The following is a 20,204-nucleotide window of genomic DNA, read 5'->3' as shown; positions in this document are numbered from 1 at the left end:
CATTCAACTGCAAGAAATAACTGTATTTCTGAGTTTCTAATAGAGCTTTTGATTCATCGCCAACCCGCTCAAGCCGGTTCTCCGTGTCCGCAGCGACTCGGCTGGAGAAATGAAGCGCGGACGGGCCGGGCCTCACACGCAATGCGTCAGCCACGCGGTTGTCACACGACCGGGAAACGGCTCAGGAGACGGCGCGCGGGGGCTCGGCGAGAGGGGGCGAGAGGGGCTCGGAGACAAGCCGGCCGGACTCGACGCGCAGCAGCCGGTCGGCCACGTCGAAGTACCGGTCGTCGTGGGAGATGACCACCACGGCCTTGCCACGCCGTTTCAGCTCCGGCAGCAGTTCCCGGTAGAAGACGGTCTTGAAGGCCGGGTCCTGGTCCGCCGCCCACTCGTCGAAGAGGTAGATGGAGCGGTCCTCCAGCAGCGTCGTCACCAGCGCCAGCCGCTTGCGCTGCCCCTGGGAGAGCGCCGTGGTGGAGAACGCCTTCCCGTCCAGGCGCACCTTGTGCTCCAGCTTCAGGCGCTCCAGGAAGCCCTGCACCTGGGACAGCTCTCCGTCCATGCCCATCAGGCGGTCGAAGAGGTGGAAGTCGGAGAACACCGCGGAGAAGTGCTGCCGGTAGTGCTCCTGGGACTGGGCCGTCACGGGCTGCCCGTCCAGGAGGATCTGCCCCTCCTGGGGGGAGTACAGGCCGGTGATGAGCTTGGCGAGCGTGGTCTTCCCGCTGCCGTTGCCGCCCACGATGAACAGCAGCTCGCCCGGGCGCAGCTCCAGGTCGATGGGCCCCAGGGTGAAGGTCTGATCGTCGTGCTCGCGCTGGTAGCGGTGGGTGGCGCCCCGCAGCTCCAGCGTCTGGAAGGACGGCCGGGTGTCCAGCGTCGCCGCCGTCCCGCGCGCCATCTCCGTGGACGACGCGAGCGACAGGCCCAGGGCCTCCAGCTTCACGCGGGAAACCTCCCCGCGGGAGAGCAACGGCATGCCCTCCATGAGGGACATGAGGGGCGTCTGCAAGTAGAGCACCGCGAGCGTGTACCCCACCAGGGCCGCCGCGCTCACCTCGGTGAGGCGCGGCAGCAGGAAGAGCAGCACCCCGATGACGACGAAGAAGAGGAACATCCCCCAACTGGAGCCCACCGCGAACGCCGTCGCGGCCCGCCGCTGGAGGTCCTTCACCCGGCCGGCGGCATCCGCGACCACGCGCGACAGGAAGTCGTCACGCCGCCGGGCGTGGAGCTTGATCTCCTTGATGCCGTCGGTCAGCCCGCGGAAGTGCAGCATGAGCTCGTCCTGCACCTCGCGAGCCCTGCGCATGTCGCGCACCGCCCGCGCGGTGGACAGCCGGTAGGTCGCGATGCCGAGGACCAGGCAGATGACCAGCGCGAGCAGCAGCGTCCGCGACAGCATCACCATGTAGACGAGGCAGCCGAACACCGTGGAGGCGTTGATGACCAGCCGGGGCAGCATCGCCATGGCGTTGGTGAGGTGGAACAGGTCCTCGGTCAGGGCGGACAGGAGCCGGTGGGAGCCCTGCTCCTCCAACTGACGCAGCGGCGCATGGGCGATCTGCGCGCTCGTCTTCAACCGCAGGTCGAAGAGCGCGTCCTGGTTGATCTGGCTGATCAACACCTGGGCGGCGATGCGCGACACCAGCGCCACGGCGACCAGCCCCACGAAGGCGGCGACCTCGAAGGTCCCGTGCGTCTGGTTGCCGGACAGGGTCCGGTTGATCATCGCGATCAACCCGGCCCCACAGGCGCCGGACACGAGGCCGGACAGCACGGAGGCCAGGAAGCGGCCCTTCGAGGCCTGGAACAGGAGCGACAGCAGGTTCATGCGCCCTGCCTCGCGCGCCACGCATCCAGGCCCTGCCGTGAACCGCCCGTGGCATCGAGCGTCAGCGCGTACACGTCCAGCGCCTCCGTCAGCAGGTGCGAGCCGAGCAGCTCCGGCGCGCCCGCGCTGTCGGGGCCCTGTCTCAACACCCGTTGCGCCGCCAGCACCGTGAGGCCGTCCTCCACCAGGGGAGGCCGCTCCGCGCCGTCTTCCGCCGGCACGAGCTCCGCCAGGGGTACGGGCGCGTCACCGCCCGAGACCGCCTGGGGGTCCGCGAGGGGAAGCAGGAGGGCCGCGAGCCGCGCCGGATGGCCGAGCACGCGCCCCTGGGCATGACCCCGGTCCATGGCGTCCCCGAGCGAGAACAGCGCCTCCCACGCGGAAGGCCCCAGTCGTCCCAGGGACGGGAGCGTCCGCGCCAGGACGTCGAGCTCGCGCATGCGGCGCAGACAGGCCCCGGCCACGCCCAGGCTCAGGCACTCCAACAGCTCGTGGAGGCGCAAGGCGAACGGACTTGTCGGCAGCGCGGCGACACCCTCGCGCAGGGCCTCCAACGTCCGGGGTTCCATCGTCAGGCCGCGCCGGGCGGAGATGCGCAGGGCCCGGTAGACGAGCGACGGATCATCCCGGAAACGCGCGGAGGGCTCGCCCAGCGAGCGCAGCACGCGGCCGCGGACATCATCCACCCCGCCCACGAAGTCGAGCGTCTGGCCCGTGGCCGGATCATGAAAGAGCGCGTTGATGGAGAAGTCGCGCGAGGCAGCGTCCTCGGCCACGGTGCCCACCGGGAGCTCGCGGGCCACGGCGAGCAGGTCGGCGTCCAGGGGCACCCTTGGCGTGGACGCGGGAGTCCGCAGTGGACGAAGCGTGGCCACGTCGAAGGGCTTCCCGCCCTGGAACACCAGCGTCATCACCGAGCCCCGGCCGCCCAGCATCAGGCAGTCCTCGAAGAGGCCGTGCGTCTGGTCCGCCCGGGCGTCCGTGGCGATGTCGAAGTCCTTCGGCGTCTGCCCGAGCAGCAGGTCCCTCACGCATCCGCCCACGAGCAGCGCCTGGAACCCCGCGCCGCGAAGGCGCTCGAGGATGGCCAGGGCATTGGGGTCGATGCGCGAGGCATCAAGGGTCATGGGAGTGGCGGAGGCCTGGGGCATGCGAAAGGTCTCACTTCCGCGCGGCCCCCGGGGGAAGGGCTCGGCGCGGGCTGAACAACACACGCGGATACCCTTGAAGTCCACGATAATTTTCCATCTGAGACAGGTGCGTCAGGACAGCATTCCCCCTCAAAGTGAAATACGGGCTTAAAGCGAATAACCTTGTCAGCCCTGTTTGCGAGGCTGACGACCCATGCGTACCTCCCGCTTCTCCCTCCCCCTGTTGCTGACCGTCACGGCGTTCAGCGGTTGCCGGAACGAGGATCCACCGGCGCCCTCCCGGCTCAAGGCCACCCTCCACCGCACGGCCTACGGCGTCCCCCACATCCAGGCCGACGGGTACCGGAGCCTGGGGGCCGGCATCGGCTACGCGCAGGCGCAGGACGCGGTCTGCATCCTCGCGGATCAGTTCCTCAAGGTCCGGGGTGAGCGCGCGCGCTATCTGGGCCGAGGCCCCCAGGACGCCTTCCTCGAAAGCGACTTCACCTACCGTGGCCTCGCACTGCGGACGCGCGCCCAGGCCGCCTTCGAGGAACAGTCCCAGGAGATGCGGGACCTCGTGCAGGGCTACGCCGCGGGCTACAACCAGTACCTCGCGGACGTGCCGGCGGATCAGCGTCCCGCACCGTGCCGTGGCGCGGCCTGGGTGAAGCCCATCAGCGCGTACGACCTGCTGGCGTACCACTTCGACCTCTCGCTGTTCGACACGCTGGTGCCGCTGCTGGGCTACGTGGGCAACGCGCAGCCTCCGAGCCCGGAGGCGGGGGGCCAGCGTCTCCAGTCGAGGCCGCTCGCGCTGTCGCCGCGCAAGGATGAACTGGGCAGCAACGGCTGGGCGCTGGGCCGGGAGAAGACCGCGAGCGGCCGGGGCATGCTCGTCGCGAATCCGCACTTCCCCTGGGAGGGCAGCCTCCGGTTCCACGAGAGCCAGCAGACGATCCCCGGCAAGCTCGACGTGTACGGCGTGTCCCTGCTGGGCGTGCCGGCGATCAACATCGGCTTCAACCGGGACATCGCGTGGACGCACACCGTGACGGCGTCGAGCCACCTCACGCTGTACCGGCTCAAGCTCGTGCCGGGCGACCCCACGGCGTATGTCTATGACGGCGCGGTCCGCCGCATGACCTCGCAAACGGTCACCGTCGACGTGAAGGGGGACGGCGGCGGCCTGACGAAGGAGACGCGCACGTTCTGGCGCAGCCACTACGGACCCATCCTGGCGGGCCCTGGCGCGGACTGGACGGGCGAGACCGCGTACACGACGCGCGATGCGACGGAGGACAACCCCCGGTTCGCGGAGCACTGGCTGCGCCTGAACACGGCGCACAGCATCGACGAAGCGGCGGATGTGGAGCGCACGGTGCGCGGCGCGCCCTGGGTCAACACGCTCCTGGCGAGCGCGGACGGGGATACGCGCTATGTGGACGCGTCCCGGGTCCCCTCCCTGAGCCCGGCCACCGTCGCGGCCTATCGCGACTCTCTCGAATCCTCTCCGGACGCGCCGGTGTTCGCGTCGCTGGGGCTCGTCCTCCTGGATGGCAGCACGTCCCGCGATGAATGGGTCGGCCTGGAGGGTGAGTCGCACGGTCTGGTGCCGACGACGGTCATGCCGCAGCTGCGCCGGACGGACTTCGTGATGAACGCGAATGATCCGGCGACCTTCACGAACCCCGCCGAGCCCCTGCTCAACCTGCCCTTCCTCTACGAAATCTTCGGGACGCGCGGGCGCATGAGCACGCGCTCGCACATGAACCTCACCCTGATCACAGAGGAGGGAGCCACCGCCGCGGCCGGGAGCGACGGCCGCTTCACGCGCGAAGAGGCCGAGCAGGCCATCCTGAGCAACCGGACCTGGGTGGCGGAGCAGCTGCGCACGGCCGTGGTGCAGCGCTGCCAGGGCGCGGCGCCCGTCATCGTCGAGGGCGCGCCGGTGGACATCTCGCAGGCGTGCCAGCTGATCGCGGCGTGGGATGGCCGCCTGGAGCTGGATCGCACGGGCGCCATTGTCTGGCGCGAGTTCCTGAACGGCTTCAGCCGCTCCTCCCTCGTGGACCAGGGCGCCCTCTTCGCACAGCCCTTCGATCCTGCACGCGCGGCGGTGACGCCGGCCGGCCTGGTGCCCGCTCCGGCGACCGGTGTGGACCCGGTGAACCAGAAGCTGGGTGAGGCCGTGGCGCTCCTGGGCAAGGCGGGCATCGCGGTGGGGACGAAGCTGGGGGACGTGCAATTCGCCTGGAAGGGAGACCGCAAGGTGCCGCTGCACGGTGGCGCGGCCTTCGAGGGCGTCACCAACGTCGTCGGCTATTCCGGCGCGAACGCGACGCTGCTGCCGCAGTCCCAGCCGCAGGGCCCGCTGCTCTCTCCTGGCACGGGGCTCACGCCGGAAGGCTACCTGGTCGACTTCGGGACCAGCTTCCTGATGGTGATGGAGTTCACGCCGGAAGGGCCCAAGGCGAACGCGGTCCTCTCCTACGCGGAGTCCACCGACCCGGCGTCCCCGCACTTCGCGGACCAGACGGACCTCTTCTCCGGCAAGCACTTCCGGCCCGTGCTGTTCAACGCAGCGGACATCCTCGCGGATCCGGCGCTCACGACGACGGAGCTGACCATCGACGCCACGTCGAAGCTCGAATAGCGGAGGGTGCACAGGTTGCGGGGTGAGCCCTTCGCACAAGGGGGAGCCCCCACCATGGAACCCGAGACCCGAGCCATCGTCCTCCTGCCCGGTCAGGTCGTCGTCTCGCTGAACTTCGACGACTGCCTGGCGTCACAACTCATCGGGGCCTCCGCCATGGAGGCCCGCGGAATGAGAGGGACGTTCTTCATCAACAGCAGCAGGCTTGGACAGTCGGGCCGCCTCACGCTCGCCCAGGTGCGTGCACTCCGGGACAAGGGCCATGAGATTGGAGGTCACACGCTGACCCATCCGCATCTCACCGAGCTGTCGGCGGATGCGCAGCGCAAGGAGATCTGCAACGACCGGGTCGCCCTGCTGAACGCGGGCTTCCGGGTCACGTCGTTCGCCTATCCCTTCGGCGACAAGGATGCGACCACGCGGCAGATCGTCATCGACTGCAACTACAACTCCGCGAGGGAGAGCGGCGGGCTGCGGACGTCCACCGGCGGCTCCAGCAGTCCCTACGCGGAGCCCGTGCCTCCCGCGGATCCGTACGCCATCCGGACCCACGGTTCGGTGCAGGACACCACGACGCTCACGGACCTGAAGAACTACGTGCTGCGCGCCGAGGAGTCCGGAGGCGGCTGGGTGCCCATCGTCTTCCACCACATCTGCGGGCCCTGCAATCCGCCGCAGACCTACTCCGTCTCGCCCGCCAACCTGACGGCGTTCATCGACTGGCTGGCCACCCGCGCATCGCGAGGCACCACCGTGGCCACGATGGACGCGATCATCGGCGGAGTGCTCAAGCCCCCCGTGAGCTGGCCCCCCGCGCAGCTGCTGAAGAATCCGTCGCTCGAAGCGGACAGCAACGGAGATGGGACACCGGACTGCTGGCAGCGAGGCGGCTTCGGCAACAACACCTTCACGTGGACGCGGACGTCGGATGCGCACGGAGGCAGCTGGGCCCAGCAGGTGCGCATCACGCAGATCACCGACGGAGACCGCAAGCTCATCACCCGGCAGGACGACAGCAGCTGCACGCCCACGCCGGCGACGGGGCATCACTACCGGATCACCGCCTGGTACAAGGCGACGACGCAGGTGCGGTTCAAGGCGTACTACCGCGACAGCGCGGGCGCCTGGACCTACTGGTCCCAGGGCCCGCTGCTGCCCGCGCGAAGCAGCTACACCTTCGCCGAGTGGACCACGCCCGCGGCGCCCTCCGCGGCGAAGGCCCTCAGCGTGGGGCTGTCCATCGACCAGGTCGGCACGCTGACGATGGATGACTTCGCGCTCTCCGACATGGAGGCGAGCCCTTGAGCGGAAACAGTCGCGGATGACTGACGACCGGGGGGGCCGCCATGGGGCGGCCGTCCCGGGGGAGGCAGTGCATGAAGCCGGGGCAACACACACCAGAGGTCGAGTCCTTCTTCCACCTCGGGCAAGGCCCGCTCGGGACGCATGCCTGTCAGGGCACCGCCTGCTTCGTGGCGCGCCACCTCGATGGCGCGCGCTGGCGGCAGGCCACTTCGGACGAAACCCGCGTCTACTGCCTGGGCCAGTGCTACCGGGCCCCCGCCGTCACCGGCGAGGACACCCGCCCCGAGGTGCACGTGCGGGCCCCTCACGCCATCACGCTGGGGCGCGTCGCCAGCGGTGGAGCCCGCGCCCTGACAGAGGCCACCCGCCAGGGTGCCTACGCCACCCTGGAGCAGGCGCTGTCCCTCCCGCCTGAAGCCTTCATCGCCCAGGTGGAGCGGTCCGGGCTGCGCGGCCGTGGCGGCGCGGGCTTCCCCACCGGCCGCAAGCTGCGCGCGGTGGCCGCCGCTCCCGGCGCGGAGAAGTACGTCGTGGCCAACGCGGACGAGGGCGACGCCGGGGCCTATATCGACCGCTTCCTGATGGAGGAGGATCCCCACGCGGTGCTGGAGGGGCTGCTGCTGGCGGCGTACGCGGTGGGCGCCCGCCGGGGCGTCATCTACGTGCGCAAGGAGTATCCGCTCGCCGCCTGCGGCCTGCACGTGGCCCTGCACGAGGCCCACCGGGAGGGCCTGCTGGGCCCGCGCATCCTGGGCAGCGGCTTCTCCTGTGAGCTCTCCATCGAGGTGGGCCGTGGCAGCTACCTGTGTGGCGAGGAGACGGCGCTGCTCAACGCCCTGGAGGGACGCCGGCCGTTCGTGCGCGCCCGGCCGCCCTATCCCGCGCAGGCGGGCCTGTTCGGCCAACCCACCCTGGTGCAGAACGTGGAGACGCTCGTCAACCTCCCGTGGATCTCACGGCATGGCGGCGACGCCTACGCGGCGCTGGGAGTCCCGGGCAGCCGGGGCACGAAGGTGCTGTCGCTCAACTCCCTCTTCCACCATCCGGGGCTCTACGAAGTGGAGCTGGGCACGCCGGTGCGCACCGTGGTGGAGGAGCTGGGGGGCGGGCTGCGCACCGGACCGCTGAAGGGCGTGCTCATTGGGGGGCCGCTGGCGGGCATCCTTCCTCCGCACCTGCTGGACACCCCGTTGGGCTTCGACGAGCTCCAGTCCGTGGGCGCCTCCGTGGGGCACGGCGGCGTGGTGGCCTTCGACTCGCACACGTCCATCGCCGCGCTGGTGCACCACGTCTTCTCCTTCGGCGCGTACGAGTCGTGCGGAAGATGCACCCCGTGCCGCATGGGGGCACGGCACGTCGAGCGGCTCTTCGCGCGCGTGCTGGACGCCGGCGCCGCGCCCCGCTCCAGCGCGGCGGACTGGGAGGAGATCGCCCAGGCGCTGCGCATCACCAGCCTGTGTGGCCATGGCACGGGGCTCGGGGAGTTCGCCCGGAGCGTGCTGCGCTACTACCGGGAGGAGGTGGAGTCATGCTTCGGGTGACCATCGACGGACAGCCGCGCGAGTGCGCGCCGGGCACCGTCCTGCAAGCGCTGGAGGCCCTGGGGTTGTCCGTCCCCGCGCTGTGCAACGACCCGCGCCTGGCGCCCGTGGGCGCGTGCCGCACGTGCATCGTGGAGGTGGAGGGCTGCGAGCGCCCGGTGGCCTCCTGCACCACCCCGCTGGCCGAAGGGATGGTGGTGCGTACGCGCAGCCCCCAGTTGGAGGCGCAGCGGCGGGTGCTGCTGCGGCTGCTGGCCTCGGAGTACCCGGCTGAAGCGGTGGCGCGCCATCCGGACAAGCCCTTCCACCGCGCGCTGCGCGAGTACGGCCTGGAGGGCGAGGTGCGCGGCGAGCCGCGGCCAGAGCTCCGGGACGACTCGCACCCGTACCTCCACGTGGACATGTCCCAGTGCATCCACTGCTACCGCTGCGTGCGCATCTGCGATGACGTGCAGGGACAGTTCGTCTGGCGGGTGTGGGACCGGGGCGCGGACACGCGCATCCTCCCGGACGGGCCCGACCTGAAACAGAGCTCCTGTGTCTCCTGCGGGGCGTGCGTGGACAGCTGCCCCACCGGCGCGCTGGAGGACCGGACGCTGCTGGACCGGGGCTGGCCCGAGGCCTGGACGCGGACCACCTGCTCCTACTGCGGCGTGGGCTGCGAGATGGACGTGGGCACGCGCGCGGGGCGCATCGTCACCGTGCGCGCCTCGCGAGAGGGCCCGTCCAACCAGGGCCACCTGTGCTCCAAGGGCCGCTACGCCTTCGACTTCGTGACGGCGCCGGACCGCGTCACCGTGCCGCTGCTGCGCGAGGCGGGCGGCTGGCGGCGCGCCTCCTGGGACGAGGCGCTGGGCTTCATCGCGGAGCGCCTGCACCGGCTGCGGGACGCACACGGCCCGGACGCGGTGGGGATGCTGGGCTCCGCGCGGGCCACCAACGAGGAGAACTACCTGGCGCAGAAGCTGGCCCGCGTGGTGCTGGGGACGAACAACGTGGACTGCTGCGCCCGCGTGTGCCACGCCCCCAGCGCCGCCGGGCTGAAGCGGATGCTGGGCACGGGCGCCGCCACCAACTCCTTCGAGGACGTGGACCACGCGCGCACGCTGCTGGTCGCCGGCAGCAACACCACCGAATGCCACCCCGTCGTGGGCGCCCGCATCAAGCAGGCGGTGCTCCGGGGAGCGAAGCTCATCGTCATCGACTCGCGGCGCACGGAGCTGGCGCGCTACGCGGACGTGCACCTGCGTCCCCGGGCCGGCACGGACGTGCCGCTGCTCAACGCGCTGGCGCACGTGGTGGTCACCGAGCGGCTCTGGAACCCGGGCTTCCTGGACGCGCGCGTGGACGACGTGGAGTCCTTCCAGGCCTTCATCCGCGACTGGCCCCCCGAGCGCGCCGCGGCGCTCTGCGGCGTGGACGCGGAGGACCTCCGCGCGGCGGCGCGCCTGTACGCCACGCACGGCCCGTCCATGATGGTGCACGGGCTGGGCATGACGGAGCACGTCCAAGGCACCGAGACGGTCATGGCGCTGGTGAACCTGGCGCTGCTGACGGGCAACCTGGGCGGGCCCGGCATGGGCGTCAACCCGCTGCGCGGGCAGAACAACGTGCAGGGCTCCGCGCACATGGGCTGTGAGCCGGGCCAGCTCACCGGCTACGTCCCCCTGGAGGAGCACCGGGCCCGCTTCGAGGACGCCTGGGGCGCCCCCCTGCCCCCCACGCCGGGGCTGGACCTGATGCGGATGATGGAGGCGGCGCGCGGCGGGCAGCTCAAGGCGCTGTGGGCCTTTGGCTATGACGTGCTGCTCACCAACCCGGGCGCGAACACCACGCGCCAGGCGCTGGAGCGGCTGGAGCTGCTGGTGGTGCAGGACCTGTTCCTCACCGAGACGGCACGGGCCTGTGGCCACGTCTTCCTGCCCGCCTGCACCGCCTTCGAGAAGGACGGCACCTTCATGAACGGCGAGCGGCGCGTGCAACGGGTGCGCGCGTCGCTGCCGCCCGCGGGGGACTCGCTTCCGGACTGGGAGATCCTCTGCCGCGCGGCGCGGGCCCTGGGACACCCCGAGGGCTTCGCCTTCGCGTCACCGGAGGAGGTCTGGGAGGAGGTGCGGCGCGTGTGGCCCGCGGGCGCCGGGCTGTCGTACGCGCGCCTGGAGCACGGCGGCCTCCAGTGGCCCTGTCCCGACGAGCAACACCCGGGCACCCGGGTACTGCACACCCACGGCTTCGCGCTGGGGCCCCGGGCGGCGCTGCGCCGCATCAGCTACGCGCCCTCGCCGGAAGCACGCACGGAGGACTTCCCCTTCGTGTTGATGACGGGCCGGCGGCTGTATCAGTTCAACGCGGGCACCATGACGTCGCGCACGCCGAACGCCTGGCTCCAGCCCGGCGACTGGCTGGACATGGCCGCGGTGGACGCCGAGCGGCTGGGCCTGGAGGACGGCGCGCGCGTGCGGGTGCGCAGCCGGTACGGAGAAGCCGTGCTGCCCATGCACCACGCCGAGGGCCTGCGTCCCGGTGAGCTCTTCACCACCTTCCACACCGCCGAGACCTTCATCAACGCCGTCATCGGCCCGCATCAGGACGCGTACACCCACACGCCCGACTACAAGGTCACGGCCGTCCAGGTGGAGCGCGCGGAGTAGCGCCCGGCGCGCCCATCCCCGCCCATGGCACCCGGCCTCCCGCCTCCCTACCCTCATCTTCGAGGAGCCTGGATCCGTCCGGGGAAGCGCCGTGACCGACTCACAGGCACAGACCGCGCTGAGCGCGCTGCGCATCGACCGCTCCGCCGCCCCCATGCGCCGCCGCCGCAAGCGGCGCTGGCTCATCCCCGCGGCGCTCCTGCTCGTGGTGCTCGGCCTGATCGGCGTCTCGCTCGCGCGCCGCCCCCCCACCGTGCGCGTGGCGGAGGTGCGCGAGCCTCTTCCGGGTGAGCAGCAGACCGAGCTGTCCGCGTCCGGCTACGTCGACTCGCGGCGCCGCTCGGTCATCGCGCCGCTCATCGCGGGCCGGCTCGTGGAGGTCGCCGTGGAGGAGGGAGAGCCCGTGCGGCGGGACCAGGTGATTGCCCGCCTGGATGACCGGGACGCCCGCGTGGTGCTGGAGCGCGCCAACGCGGAGGTGCAGGCCGCCGGGGCCCGGCTCGCCGCCTCCGAGGCCCAGGCCCTCAACGCCGATCGCACCACGGAGCGAACGCGCAACCTCGCAAGACAGGGCGCCGTCCCCCGGGCGCAGCTGCTCGACGTGGAGACCGCGGGCCGCGCCACGCGCGAATCCCTCAACCTGGCCCGGGCGCAGCTCGCCGTCGCCCGGCGGGCCCGCGAGGCGGCCCGCCTCCAGCTCACCCACACCGTGGTGCGCGCGCCGTTCGACGGCACCGTGTCCCGCAAGCTCGCGGACGAGGGCGCGGTGCTCGCGCCGGCCGCGCTCTCTGGCACCAACCTGGGCGGCATCGTCGAGTTGGTGGACCTCCACGCCCTGGAGATCGAAGCCGAGGTCAGCGAGGAGCAGCTCACGCGCATCCGCACCGGCCAGCCCGCCCTCATCTTCCTGGACGCCCTGCCGGAGCGTGCCTTTCCCGGCCAGGTGGCCACGGTGCGCCCCGCCATCGACCGCTCCAAGGCCACCGCCACGGTGCGGGTGCGCTTCCAGGCCGTCCCCCAGGGCGCGCTGCCGGACATGGGCGCCAAGGTGTCCTTCCTCCGCCAGCCGCTGCCCCCGGAGGAGCTGAACGCCCGGGCCCAGCCCAAGCGCGTGCCCGCCAGCGCCGTGGTGCGCGACGCGCAGGGCAGCGCCGTGTGGGTGGTGAAGGACGGGCGGCTCGCGCGCCAGCCGGTGCGCGTAGGCGAGCGCGTGGGCGACGAGGTCTCCCTGGTGCAGGGGCCGGGCGCGGGGACGCAGGTGGTGGTGGCGCCGGAGCCGCGGCGCCTGCGTGACGGGCGGCGCGTGAAGGTGGAGGCGGGGGGCGGATGAGAGAGGAGCCCCTGCCAGCCCCGCCCCCCATGGTGCGCCTCCGGGGCGTGTCCAAGACGTACCGGCGCGGCACGGTGGAGGTGCCGGTGCTGGCCGCGGTGGACCTGACCATCGACGCGGGCGCCTTCGAGGCCTTCATGGGCCCGTCCGGCTCCGGCAAGTCCACGCTGCTCAACCTCATCTCCGGGCTGGACCAGCCCACCACCGGCATCGCGGAGGTGGCCGGCCGCGACCTGGCGCAGATGGACGACCGCGAGCTGAGCGACTGGCGCGCCGCCCACGTGGGCTTCGTCTTCCAGCTCTACAACCTCATCCCCGTGCTCACCGCGGCGGAGAACGTGGAGCTGCCGCTGTTGCTCACGCCGCTGACGCGCGGGGAGCGGCGCCGGCACGTCGCCGCCGCGTTGGAGCTGGTGGGCCTGACCCACCGCGTGGGCCACCGCCCGCCGCAGCTGTCCGGCGGCGAGCAGCAGCGCGTGGCCATTGCCCGCGCCATCGTCTCCGACCCGGACCTCATCATCGCGGACGAGCCCACGGGGGACCTGGACCGCAAGGCGGCGGAGGCCGTGCTGGACCTCTTCGGCGTGCTCCACCGGGACCTGAAGAAGACGCTCGTCATGGTGACGCACGACCCGCACGCCGCGGAGCGCGCCGGGCGCGTGCACCAGCTGGACAAGGGGGTGCTCCAGTGAACTACCTGGGACTCGCGGGACGGGACCTGCTGCGCAACCCGCTGCGCCTGACGCTGACCATCCTCGCGGGCGCGGTGGGCGTGACGGCGTTCGTCTTCCTGAGCACCGTCATCGACATCTTCTATTACAACGCGCGGGCCGCGCAGGTGGACCGGCTCATCGTCCGCAACAAGGTGTCCTTCACCCAGCCCCTGCCCCTGTCCTACTACGCGCGCATCGCCGCGCTGCCGGGCGTCACCGCCGTCACGCACCAGGAGTGGTTCGGCGGCACGCTCGGCGACACGCAGAAGGACTTCTTCCCCAACTTCGCCATCGACCCCCGCACCTTCCTGGAGGTCTTCCCCGAGTTCGCCGTCCCGCCCCAGCAGCTCACCGCCTTCCGCGGCGACCCGTGCGGCGCGCTCGTGGGAGAGCAGCTGGCGCGGCGCTTCGGCTGGAAGCCCGGGGACCGGGTGACGCTCAAGGGGCAGATCTACCCGGGCGACTGGACCTTCAACGTGCACGGCATCTACACCGGCACACGCGCCGGAGTGGACACCACCGCGATGGTGTTCGGCTACCGCTGCATCAACGAGAGCGAAGCGCTGACCGACGCGCGCAAGGACCAGGTCGGCATCTACGCGGTGCGCGTGGATGATCCGGCGCGCTCGGCCCAGGTGGCGGCGGCCATCGACCACATGTTCGACAACAGCCCCTACCCGACGAAGACGGAGAGCGAGAAGGCCTTCCAGCTGGGCTTCGTGGCCATGTCGTCGGCCATCGTCACCGCGGTGAAGGTGGTGTCCAGCGTCATCCTGCTCATCATCCTGCTGGTCATCGGCAACACGCTGGCCATGGGCGTGCGCGAGCGCACCCGCGACATCGCCACCCTGCGCGCCATGGGCTTCCGCCCGCGCACCGTGGTGGCGCTGGTGCTGGCCGAGTCCTCCGTCATCGGCCTGTGCTCCGCGGCGCTGGGCGTGACGGCCGCGCCGCTGCTGGTGGGCCTGTTCGCGAAGCTCATCGCCTCGCGCTTCGGCCCGCTCCCGGATCACCTCACGCGCGGACACACGCTGCTCGTCTCCGCGCTCGCGGCGGTGGCGGTGTCGCTGCTGGCGGGCGTGGGGCCGGCCCTGCGCGCGGTGCGGCTGCCGGTGGCGGAAGGCCTGCGGAAGGTGGCCTGAGCCATGGTGCCGCTCTTCTACAACGCACGCAGCCTGTGGGCGCGCCGGCTGTCCACCGGCGTCACGGTGGTGGGCCTGGGGCTCGTCGTCTTCGTCTTCTCCGCGGTGCTGATGCTGGCCAACGGCATCGAGTCCGCGCTGGCCTCCGGCGGGGACGCGTCCAACGTCGTCGTGCTGCGCAAGGGGGCCACCAGCGAGCTGGTCAGCGGCGTGGAGCGGGACGCGGTGCGCATCCTCACCACGGACCCAGAGGTGGCGTCCGGGCCGGACGGCCTGCCGCTGGTGGCCGGGGAGCGGGTGGTGCTGCTGACGCTGCCGAGCGGCGGCACGCAGGCGATGAACACCACCGCGCGCGGCATCAGCGCGGAGAGCTTCGCGGCGCGGCCGGAGGTCCAGCTCGTCTCCGGGAGGAGGCCCCGGCCGGGCACCAACGAGGTGGCGCTGGGGCGCTCGCTCGTGGGCACCTCACCGGAGGCCACGCTGGGAGGAGAGCTGAGATTCGCCCAGCAGCGCTGGCCGGTGGTGGGCGTGTTCGCCGCCCGGGGCGGGGCCTTCGAGTCCGAGGTGTGGGCGGACGGCATGCGCCTGGGCTCGGCCTTCGGACGCGAGGACTTCAGCTCCGCGCTGGTGCGGCTGCGCTCGCCCGCGCAGGTGGACGCCTTCGTGAAGCGCGTGAACGCCAACCCGCGCTTCACGCTGGAGGGCAAGCCGGAGCCGGCGTACTGGGCGGATCAGGCCAGCAGCCTTGCCACCTTCATCCGCGTGCTGGGCCTCTTCGTGTCCTTCGTCTTCAGCCTGGGCGCGGTGCTGGGGGCGATGATCACCATGTACGCCCAGGTGGCAACGCGCGTCGCGGAGCTGGGCATGCTGCGCGCGGTGGGCTTCCGGCGGCGCAGCGTGCTGGCCAGCGTGGTGGTGGAGTCCGCGATGCTGGGCGCCGCGGGCGGGGTGCTGGGCGCCCTGGGCGCGTTGGCCACGCGGTTCATCCACATCCGCACGCTCAACTTCCAGACCTTCGCGGCGGTGAGCTTCGGCTTCTCCCCCACCCCGGCCATCCTGCTGGGCGCGCTGCTGTTCGGCACGGGGATGGGGCTGCTCGGTGGGCTGTTGCCCGCGCTGCGCGCCTCGCGCCTGTCCATCCTGGACGCGCTGCGCGCCTGAGCGCCGTGCCCGAAAGACTCAGCCTTCCAGCTGCTCCGCCGTGAGGCAGGCCGCCGCGAGGTCCAGGTCCTCCAGCGGGATGCGCTGGATGTGCTCCCGGGGCTCGTCCACGTTGTCGCGGTACTTGTGCGAGCCGCTCTCGTAGGTGACCCACAGCTCGCCGTCGATGATGTTGATGCCCTGGGCATAGGGGTCGATGAGCCCGTTGCCGATGTCCGCCCGCTTGCGGATGTCCGCGGAGAAGGTGTCCTCGGTGGACTCGAACGGCTGGTAGATGAGCTTCTTGTCGCCCGTGGTGAAGAGGATGCCTCCGTCCACGATGGTCATCCCCTGCGCGCGGTCTGGCGCGCGGATGGGGCCCTCGCGCGAGTCCTCGATGAGGGCGCCGGTCTGCTCATCGACCTTGTACCGCCAGACGGCGCCCGCCTTGCCGTCGCCATCCGGGCTGTAGCCGCCGACGTACGCGTAGCCGTCCTTGACGGTCATGTAGCTGCCGGAGGACACGAGCCCGATGCCGGTGGCCGGATCCGTCAAGCCCTCGGGCTTCGGCACATCCATGACCTGGGAGGGCATGGCCTCGCGGCACTCGTTCTGGGCCGCTTCGATCTCCTCGCGCGTGTAGACGTAGACGTGGTCCGTGTCGGAGACATAGACGTGGTCGCCGTCCGTGGAGACGCCGCCGCCATGGCTGGGGGGGCCCGCGGGCGGCGGTCCTCCGAGCACGGCCTGGTGCGTCTCCTTCCCCGAGTCCTTGTCCTGCACGGACAGGAGCACGCGGTGGTCGTCGTTGTAATACGTCGTGAGCACCTCGCCGCGCCTGGCGTCGTAGCCCTGTCCCTGCGGCGTCCACCCGGCGTCCAGGTGGATGAACTCCGGGCCGACCTTCTCCCCGCTGCTCGCCTTCGTCAGGGGGGAATCCACGCTCGCGGGAGCCGCCGCGGACGGCGCGTTACCGTAGCCGCTGAGCTCCACCGGGCTGGACTTCGCCGCGTCCAGGCCGTCCTTGAAATAGGGCGCGGCGGTGGCGGGCGGGGGAGCGGGCGGAGGCGGTGCCACCGGCGGTTTGGCGATCGCCGTCTGGACCGTGGTGACGACCTGGCGGATGAGGGAGCTGATCAAGGGCCTGTCTCCGGCGGGATGCGCTGGGGTGCGCATCATACCGGAAGCTTGAGCTGCGCTCGCCAGGCTGCCTGCTTGCGCTGTCCGCCAGCCGAAGCTCTCCCCAATCCCTGGCACCGCTTGTGGCTCCGAGCCCTGTCCCCAGATTCCTGCCCCAGTCTTCAAGGAATGCGTCGAGGCCCTCTGGGCGTGCATCTTCTGAAGGGCCGGCGCCATGGATCCGAACGCCCCGCCAGGGAAGGAGACGCGCGGGTCCCCGTCCATGTGGAGCCGGGCGCTGCTGTTGGGACTCCTGCTCGTCGGCCTCGCCCTCCTGGCCTCCTCGGACACCTTCCAGTCCCTCCTCCGCCGGGTGCTCGACGCGGCCGCCCCGGTCATCGCCGCGCACCCCTTCTGGGGCGCGGTGCTCTTCGTCCTCCTCTCCGCGCTGTCGGCCATGCTGGCCTTCTTCTCCAGCGCGCTGCTGTTGCCAGTCGCGCTCGACGCCTGGGGGAAGTCCGTCTGCGCGCTCCTGCTCTGGGCGGGCTGGATGCTGGGGGGCGCCTGCGCGTATGGCATTGCCCGCGCCTGGGGCCGGCCGATCCTCCGCCGGCTCACCTCTCCCCGGCTGCTCGCCCACTACGAAGAGCGCATCTCCCGGCATGCCTCCTTCGGCCTGGTGCTCCTCTTCCAGCTCGCCGTCCCCTCCGAGATCCCGGGCTACGTGCTCGGCCTGGCTCGCTATGGGCTGCGCCGCTACCTGCTCGTGCTCGCGCTGGCGGAGCTCCCGTACGCGGTGGGCACCGTCTACCTGGGCGCCAGCTTCTTGGAACAGCGGATCACCGTGCTGCTGGGCCTGGGCGCGGCGGGCATCCTCTTCGGTGTGGCGGCCTTCCACCTCTTGCGCAAACGCCTCGGTCCGTAGCCCCCGGGCCTCCGCCATCTTGGACGGAGGGACGGAAAACACCCTCGCCTGGCGGCACCTCGCCAACGCCGCCGGCCCGCTGCATGCATTGAGTGCGGTGGACTCACCCTGGAGGCGCACGATGCGGGTCCTGGTCACCTACGGCTCGAAGCGAGGGGGAACGGAAGGCATTGCCCGGCGGATCGCGGAGACCCTCCGCGACGAGGGCCTCGACGTGGAGCTGCATCCTCCCGAGGACATCGACGAGGTGTCGGCCTATGACGCCGTCATCGTCGGCGGGGCGCTGTACGCGAATCGCTGGTTCCGGTCCGCCAGGCACTTCGTGCACCGGCATGCGCAAAAGCTGCGCGAGAGGCCCGTCTGGTTCTTCTCCAGCGGCCCGCTCGACGACACGGCGGAGCAGCACGAGATCGCGCCGACCGCCCAGGTCCAGGTCCTCTTGAGCCAGGTGGGCGCTCGCGGCCACATGACGTTCGGTGGGCGGCTGGAGAAGGATGCAAAGGGCTTCATCGCCCACGCCATGGCCCGTACGCACGCGGGGGACTGGCGTGACTCCGGCCACATCCAGCGGTGGGCCCGGAGCGTGGCCGCGGAGCTGCGGCCGGAACGCGAAGGCTTCCCCGCCCCGGTGGAGTCGGCCCCGGAGGCCCCGTCTCCCTGACGCGGGCCTGGCGGTGCCGAAGCGGCAGGTGCCTCAAGGCCCCTGGTTCTCACGGACGGCGGAGGCCGTCTGGTCCAGCTCCGCCGACAGCAGCACCAGCAGGTCGTCGATTGACACCAGCCCCACCAACCGCCCCTGTCCATCGACGATGGGCAGGCGGCGCACGCCCTGCTTCCGGAAGGCGAAGAGCGTCTGGTCGAGCGTGTCCTCCACGCGCACCACCACGGGCCCCGGCGACATCACCTCCGAGATGGCGACGGCCTTGGCGTCCTTTCGTTCGGCCACCAGCCGGGTGACGATGTCCCGGTCGGTCAGCACCCCTACCGGGCGCAGGTCGTCCTGGACGACCACCAGCGCCCCCACGTGCTGGTCCCGCATCCGCTGCGCGGCCTCGGCCACGCTCTGCTCGGGCTGGATGACGGCCACCGTCTTGCGGCAGAACCTCGCGAGCGACATGGAGCCTCCCCGGACGCATGGCGAGGATGTCCCGCGCACGTCCTCCTCCCAGGAAAGCAGCGCACCGCCCCGGAGGGATGCAACCCCGCGGGGCAGAGCGGAACGGCGAGCGCCGCCCCTCCCCGTGGGACCGCGAAGCCCGGGCGTCACGCCTCCAGCCGACACTCCGCTCCGGCCGCGGGCCCGTGGTGGAGGCCGGGCGGCGTGGCCACCCTTGCCCCCCGCTCGAAGCCGAGGTGCCACGCATGTCACGGTCTGGATTGTTGCTCCTACTGGCGCTGGGCGTCCCGCCGGCCGCCACCGTCGCTCCGGCGCTGGAGTCCCAAGCTCCGGAGGCCGTCCAGGCCTCGGCCACCTTCGAGGCCACGCTGGCCGAGGGGAGCGCCTCGCCGCTGAAGCCCGTGGAGCGGCTCGGCAAGCTGCTCTTCTTCGACCGCGAGCTGTCCGAGCCCCGGGGCCAGGCCTGCGCCGTCTGCCACGGCCCCGAGGCGGGCTGGACGGGACCGGAGCTGTTCATCAACCTCACCGGCTCCGTTTACGAGGGCGCCGTGAGGGGACGCTTCGGCAACCGCAAGCCGCCCTCGTCCGCGTACGCCACCCAGGCGCCCATCCTCCACCTGGACGTGCCGCAACGGGCGCGCTTCGTGGGCGGCAACTTCTGGGATGGCCGCGCCACCGGCGAGAAGCTGGGCAACCCCGCCGCGGACCAGGCGCAGGGCCCCTTCCTCAACCCCGTGGAGCAGAACAACCCCAGCGCGGCCGCCGTGGTCGCCAAGGTCTGCCGAGGCCGCTACGGCGATCTCTTCCGCGCCGTCTACGGCACCGGCATCTGCGGCGACGTGCCGCACGCCTACGACTCCATTGCCCTGGCCATCGCCGCCTATGAGGGCTCGCGCGAGGTCAATGCCTTCTCCTCGAAGTACGACGCATGGCTGGCCGGCCGGGCCGCGCTCACCCGGAAGGAGCGCTGGGGCCTGGAGCTCTTCGAGGGCAAGGCCCGCTGCTCCAACTGTCACACGAGCCGGCCCGGCCCCGGGGGCGAGCCGCCGCTCTTCACCGACTACACCTTCGACAACCTGGGCGTGCCGCGCAACCTGCTCAACCCCTGGTACTGGCAGATCCAGTTCAACCCGGAGGGCCCCTTCTACGTGGACCTGGGGCTGGGGGGCTTCCTGTTCACGCGTGACGAGTGGACCCCCTACGCACGCGCCAACCTGGGCAAGGTGAAGGTCCCCACGCTGCGCAACGTGGACAAGCGGCCCTACCCCAGCTTCGTGAAGGCCTATGGCCACAACGGCTACTTCAAGAGCCTGGAGTCCATCGTCCACTTCTACAACACGCGTGACGTGTTGCCGGTGTGCCTCGCGGACGTCAGCGGCGTCCCCGGCGTGGACTGCTGGCCGGTGCCAGAGGTGGGGCTGAACCTCAACACCCGCGAGGTGGGCAACCTGCGGCTCAGCCCCCAGGAGGAGCACGCCCTCGTCGCCTTCCTGGGCACGTTGTCGGACGGCTACGCGCGGCACGAGGCGGAATGAGGGTGACGGCGGCGCCGCCTCCGCACAGGGCCCGCGCGCGTCACGACGCCGATGACTGGCGGC

At 71.4% G+C, this 20,204-nt stretch carries 15 protein-coding genes; 11 read left to right on the top strand and 4 right to left on the bottom strand.

The annotated features are described in order from the left end of the window. Window positions 1-181 precede the first annotated feature (181 nt). Together D7X32_RS04605 and D7X32_RS04600 are read right to left on the bottom strand one after the other, a co-directional pair. Complete coding sequence (locus D7X32_RS04605; RefSeq protein ID WP_147450026.1) at window positions 182-1,837, bottom strand: cyclic peptide export ABC transporter; 1,656 nt, start codon at window positions 1,835-1,837, stop codon at window positions 182-184. Continuing rightward, window positions 1,834-2,988 carry a tRNA nucleotidyltransferase/poly(A) polymerase family protein gene (locus D7X32_RS04600; protein WP_120601271.1) on the bottom strand — a complete coding sequence of 385 codons (1,155 nt, stop codon included), beginning with the start codon at window positions 2,986-2,988 and terminating at the stop codon, window positions 1,834-1,836. The genes D7X32_RS04605 and D7X32_RS04600 overlap by 4 nt, the downstream gene beginning before the upstream one ends. A 193-nt stretch (window positions 2,989-3,181) precedes the next feature. On the opposite strand from D7X32_RS04600, the gene D7X32_RS04595 reads away from it, so the two are divergent. The 8 genes from D7X32_RS04595 to D7X32_RS04560 all read left to right on the top strand — a co-directional run bounded on the left by D7X32_RS04595 (window position 3,182) and on the right by D7X32_RS04560 (window position 15,466). Beyond that, the gene (locus D7X32_RS04595; RefSeq protein ID WP_120601270.1) at window positions 3,182-5,623 is read left to right on the top strand and encodes a penicillin acylase family protein; all 2,442 of its coding nucleotides are present in this window, start codon (window positions 3,182-3,184) and stop codon (window positions 5,621-5,623) included. 54 nt (window positions 5,624-5,677) lie between these two features. Continuing rightward, window positions 5,678-6,928, top strand: coding sequence for a polysaccharide deacetylase family protein (locus D7X32_RS04590; RefSeq protein ID WP_120601269.1), 1,251 nt, complete (start codon window positions 5,678-5,680; stop codon window positions 6,926-6,928). A 71-nt stretch (window positions 6,929-6,999) separates the two neighbouring features. Further along, window positions 7,000-8,469, top strand: a complete 1,470-nt coding sequence (locus D7X32_RS04585) for an NADH-ubiquinone oxidoreductase-F iron-sulfur binding region domain-containing protein (protein WP_120601268.1) — start codon at window positions 7,000-7,002, stop codon at window positions 8,467-8,469. Continuing rightward, the gene (fdhF, locus tag D7X32_RS04580; protein WP_120601267.1) at window positions 8,457-11,120 is read left to right on the top strand and encodes a formate dehydrogenase subunit alpha; all 2,664 of its coding nucleotides are present in this window, start codon (window positions 8,457-8,459) and stop codon (window positions 11,118-11,120) included. Before D7X32_RS04585 ends, fdhF begins: the two co-directional genes overlap by 13 nt. A 91-nt stretch (window positions 11,121-11,211) precedes the next feature. Continuing rightward, on the top strand, window positions 11,212-12,450 hold the full coding sequence (locus D7X32_RS04575) for an efflux RND transporter periplasmic adaptor subunit (protein WP_120601266.1): 1,239 nt from the start codon (window positions 11,212-11,214) through the stop codon (window positions 12,448-12,450). After that, a complete protein-coding gene (locus D7X32_RS04570) occupies window positions 12,447-13,142 on the top strand; it encodes an ABC transporter ATP-binding protein (RefSeq protein WP_208752313.1) in 696 nt (231 codons plus the stop codon). Before D7X32_RS04575 ends, D7X32_RS04570 begins: the two co-directional genes overlap by 4 nt. Further along, the gene (locus tag D7X32_RS04565; protein ID WP_120601264.1) at window positions 13,139-14,305 is read left to right on the top strand and encodes an ABC transporter permease; all 1,167 of its coding nucleotides are present in this window, start codon (window positions 13,139-13,141) and stop codon (window positions 14,303-14,305) included. The genes D7X32_RS04570 and D7X32_RS04565 overlap by 4 nt, the downstream gene beginning before the upstream one ends. A gap of 3 nt (window positions 14,306-14,308) precedes the next feature. Continuing rightward, a complete protein-coding gene (locus D7X32_RS04560) occupies window positions 14,309-15,466 on the top strand; it encodes an ABC transporter permease (RefSeq protein ID WP_120601263.1) in 1,158 nt (385 codons plus the stop codon). Between the two features lie 18 nt (window positions 15,467-15,484). On the opposite strand, the gene D7X32_RS04555 is transcribed toward D7X32_RS04560, so the two are convergent. Beyond that, on the bottom strand, window positions 15,485-16,585 hold the full coding sequence (locus D7X32_RS04555) for a hypothetical protein (RefSeq protein WP_120601262.1): 1,101 nt from the start codon (window positions 16,583-16,585) through the stop codon (window positions 15,485-15,487). 214 nt (window positions 16,586-16,799) lie between these two features. Here D7X32_RS04555 and D7X32_RS04550 point away from each other — a divergent pair, with 214 nt between their 5' ends. Together D7X32_RS04550 and D7X32_RS04545 are read left to right on the top strand one after the other, a co-directional pair. Continuing rightward, on the top strand, window positions 16,800-17,489 hold the full coding sequence (locus D7X32_RS04550; RefSeq protein ID WP_244238845.1) for a TVP38/TMEM64 family protein: 690 nt from the start codon (window positions 16,800-16,802) through the stop codon (window positions 17,487-17,489). A gap of 121 nt (window positions 17,490-17,610) precedes the next feature. Further along, complete coding sequence (locus tag D7X32_RS04545) at window positions 17,611-18,150, top strand: flavodoxin domain-containing protein (protein WP_120601260.1); 540 nt, start codon at window positions 17,611-17,613, stop codon at window positions 18,148-18,150. A 33-nt stretch (window positions 18,151-18,183) separates the two neighbouring features. Here the strand turns inward: D7X32_RS04545 and D7X32_RS04540 are convergent, their stop codons facing one another. Beyond that, window positions 18,184-18,606, bottom strand: coding sequence for a CBS domain-containing protein (locus D7X32_RS04540; RefSeq protein ID WP_120601259.1), 423 nt, complete (start codon window positions 18,604-18,606; stop codon window positions 18,184-18,186). Between the two features lie 245 nt (window positions 18,607-18,851). On the opposite strand from D7X32_RS04540, the gene D7X32_RS04535 reads away from it, so the two are divergent. After that, on the top strand, window positions 18,852-20,141 hold the full coding sequence (locus D7X32_RS04535; RefSeq protein ID WP_120601258.1) for a cytochrome-c peroxidase: 1,290 nt from the start codon (window positions 18,852-18,854) through the stop codon (window positions 20,139-20,141). Window positions 20,142-20,204 lie beyond the last annotated feature (63 nt).

Source organism: Corallococcus carmarthensis, assembly GCF_003611695.1.
Classification (GTDB): Bacteria; Myxococcota; Myxococcia; order Myxococcales; family Myxococcaceae; genus Corallococcus; species Corallococcus carmarthensis.
This window is presented reverse-complemented; position numbering and strand designations above follow the sequence as displayed.

Coding starts and splice junctions, on each gene's coding strand:
- D7X32_RS04605 (WP_147450026.1), bottom strand. CDS start 1,837: ATGAACCTGCTGTCGCTCCTGTTCCAGGCCTCGAAGGGCCGCTTCCTG.
- D7X32_RS04600 (WP_120601271.1), bottom strand. CDS start 2,988: ATGCCCCAGGCCTCCGCCACTCCCATGACCCTTGATGCCTCGCGCATC.
- D7X32_RS04595 (WP_120601270.1), top strand. CDS start 3,182: ATGCGTACCTCCCGCTTCTCCCTCCCCCTGTTGCTGACCGTCACGGCG.
- D7X32_RS04590 (WP_120601269.1), top strand. CDS start 5,678: ATGGAACCCGAGACCCGAGCCATCGTCCTCCTGCCCGGTCAGGTCGTC.
- D7X32_RS04585 (WP_120601268.1), top strand. CDS start 7,000: ATGAAGCCGGGGCAACACACACCAGAGGTCGAGTCCTTCTTCCACCTC.
- fdhF (WP_120601267.1), top strand. CDS start 8,457: ATGCTTCGGGTGACCATCGACGGACAGCCGCGCGAGTGCGCGCCGGGC.
- D7X32_RS04570 (WP_208752313.1), top strand. CDS start 12,447: ATGAGAGAGGAGCCCCTGCCAGCCCCGCCCCCCATGGTGCGCCTCCGG.
- D7X32_RS04560 (WP_120601263.1), top strand. CDS start 14,309: ATGGTGCCGCTCTTCTACAACGCACGCAGCCTGTGGGCGCGCCGGCTG.
- D7X32_RS04550 (WP_244238845.1), top strand. CDS start 16,800: ATGGATCCGAACGCCCCGCCAGGGAAGGAGACGCGCGGGTCCCCGTCC.
- D7X32_RS04545 (WP_120601260.1), top strand. CDS start 17,611: ATGCGGGTCCTGGTCACCTACGGCTCGAAGCGAGGGGGAACGGAAGGC.
- D7X32_RS04540 (WP_120601259.1), bottom strand. CDS start 18,606: ATGTCGCTCGCGAGGTTCTGCCGCAAGACGGTGGCCGTCATCCAGCCC.
- D7X32_RS04535 (WP_120601258.1), top strand. CDS start 18,852: ATGTCACGGTCTGGATTGTTGCTCCTACTGGCGCTGGGCGTCCCGCCG.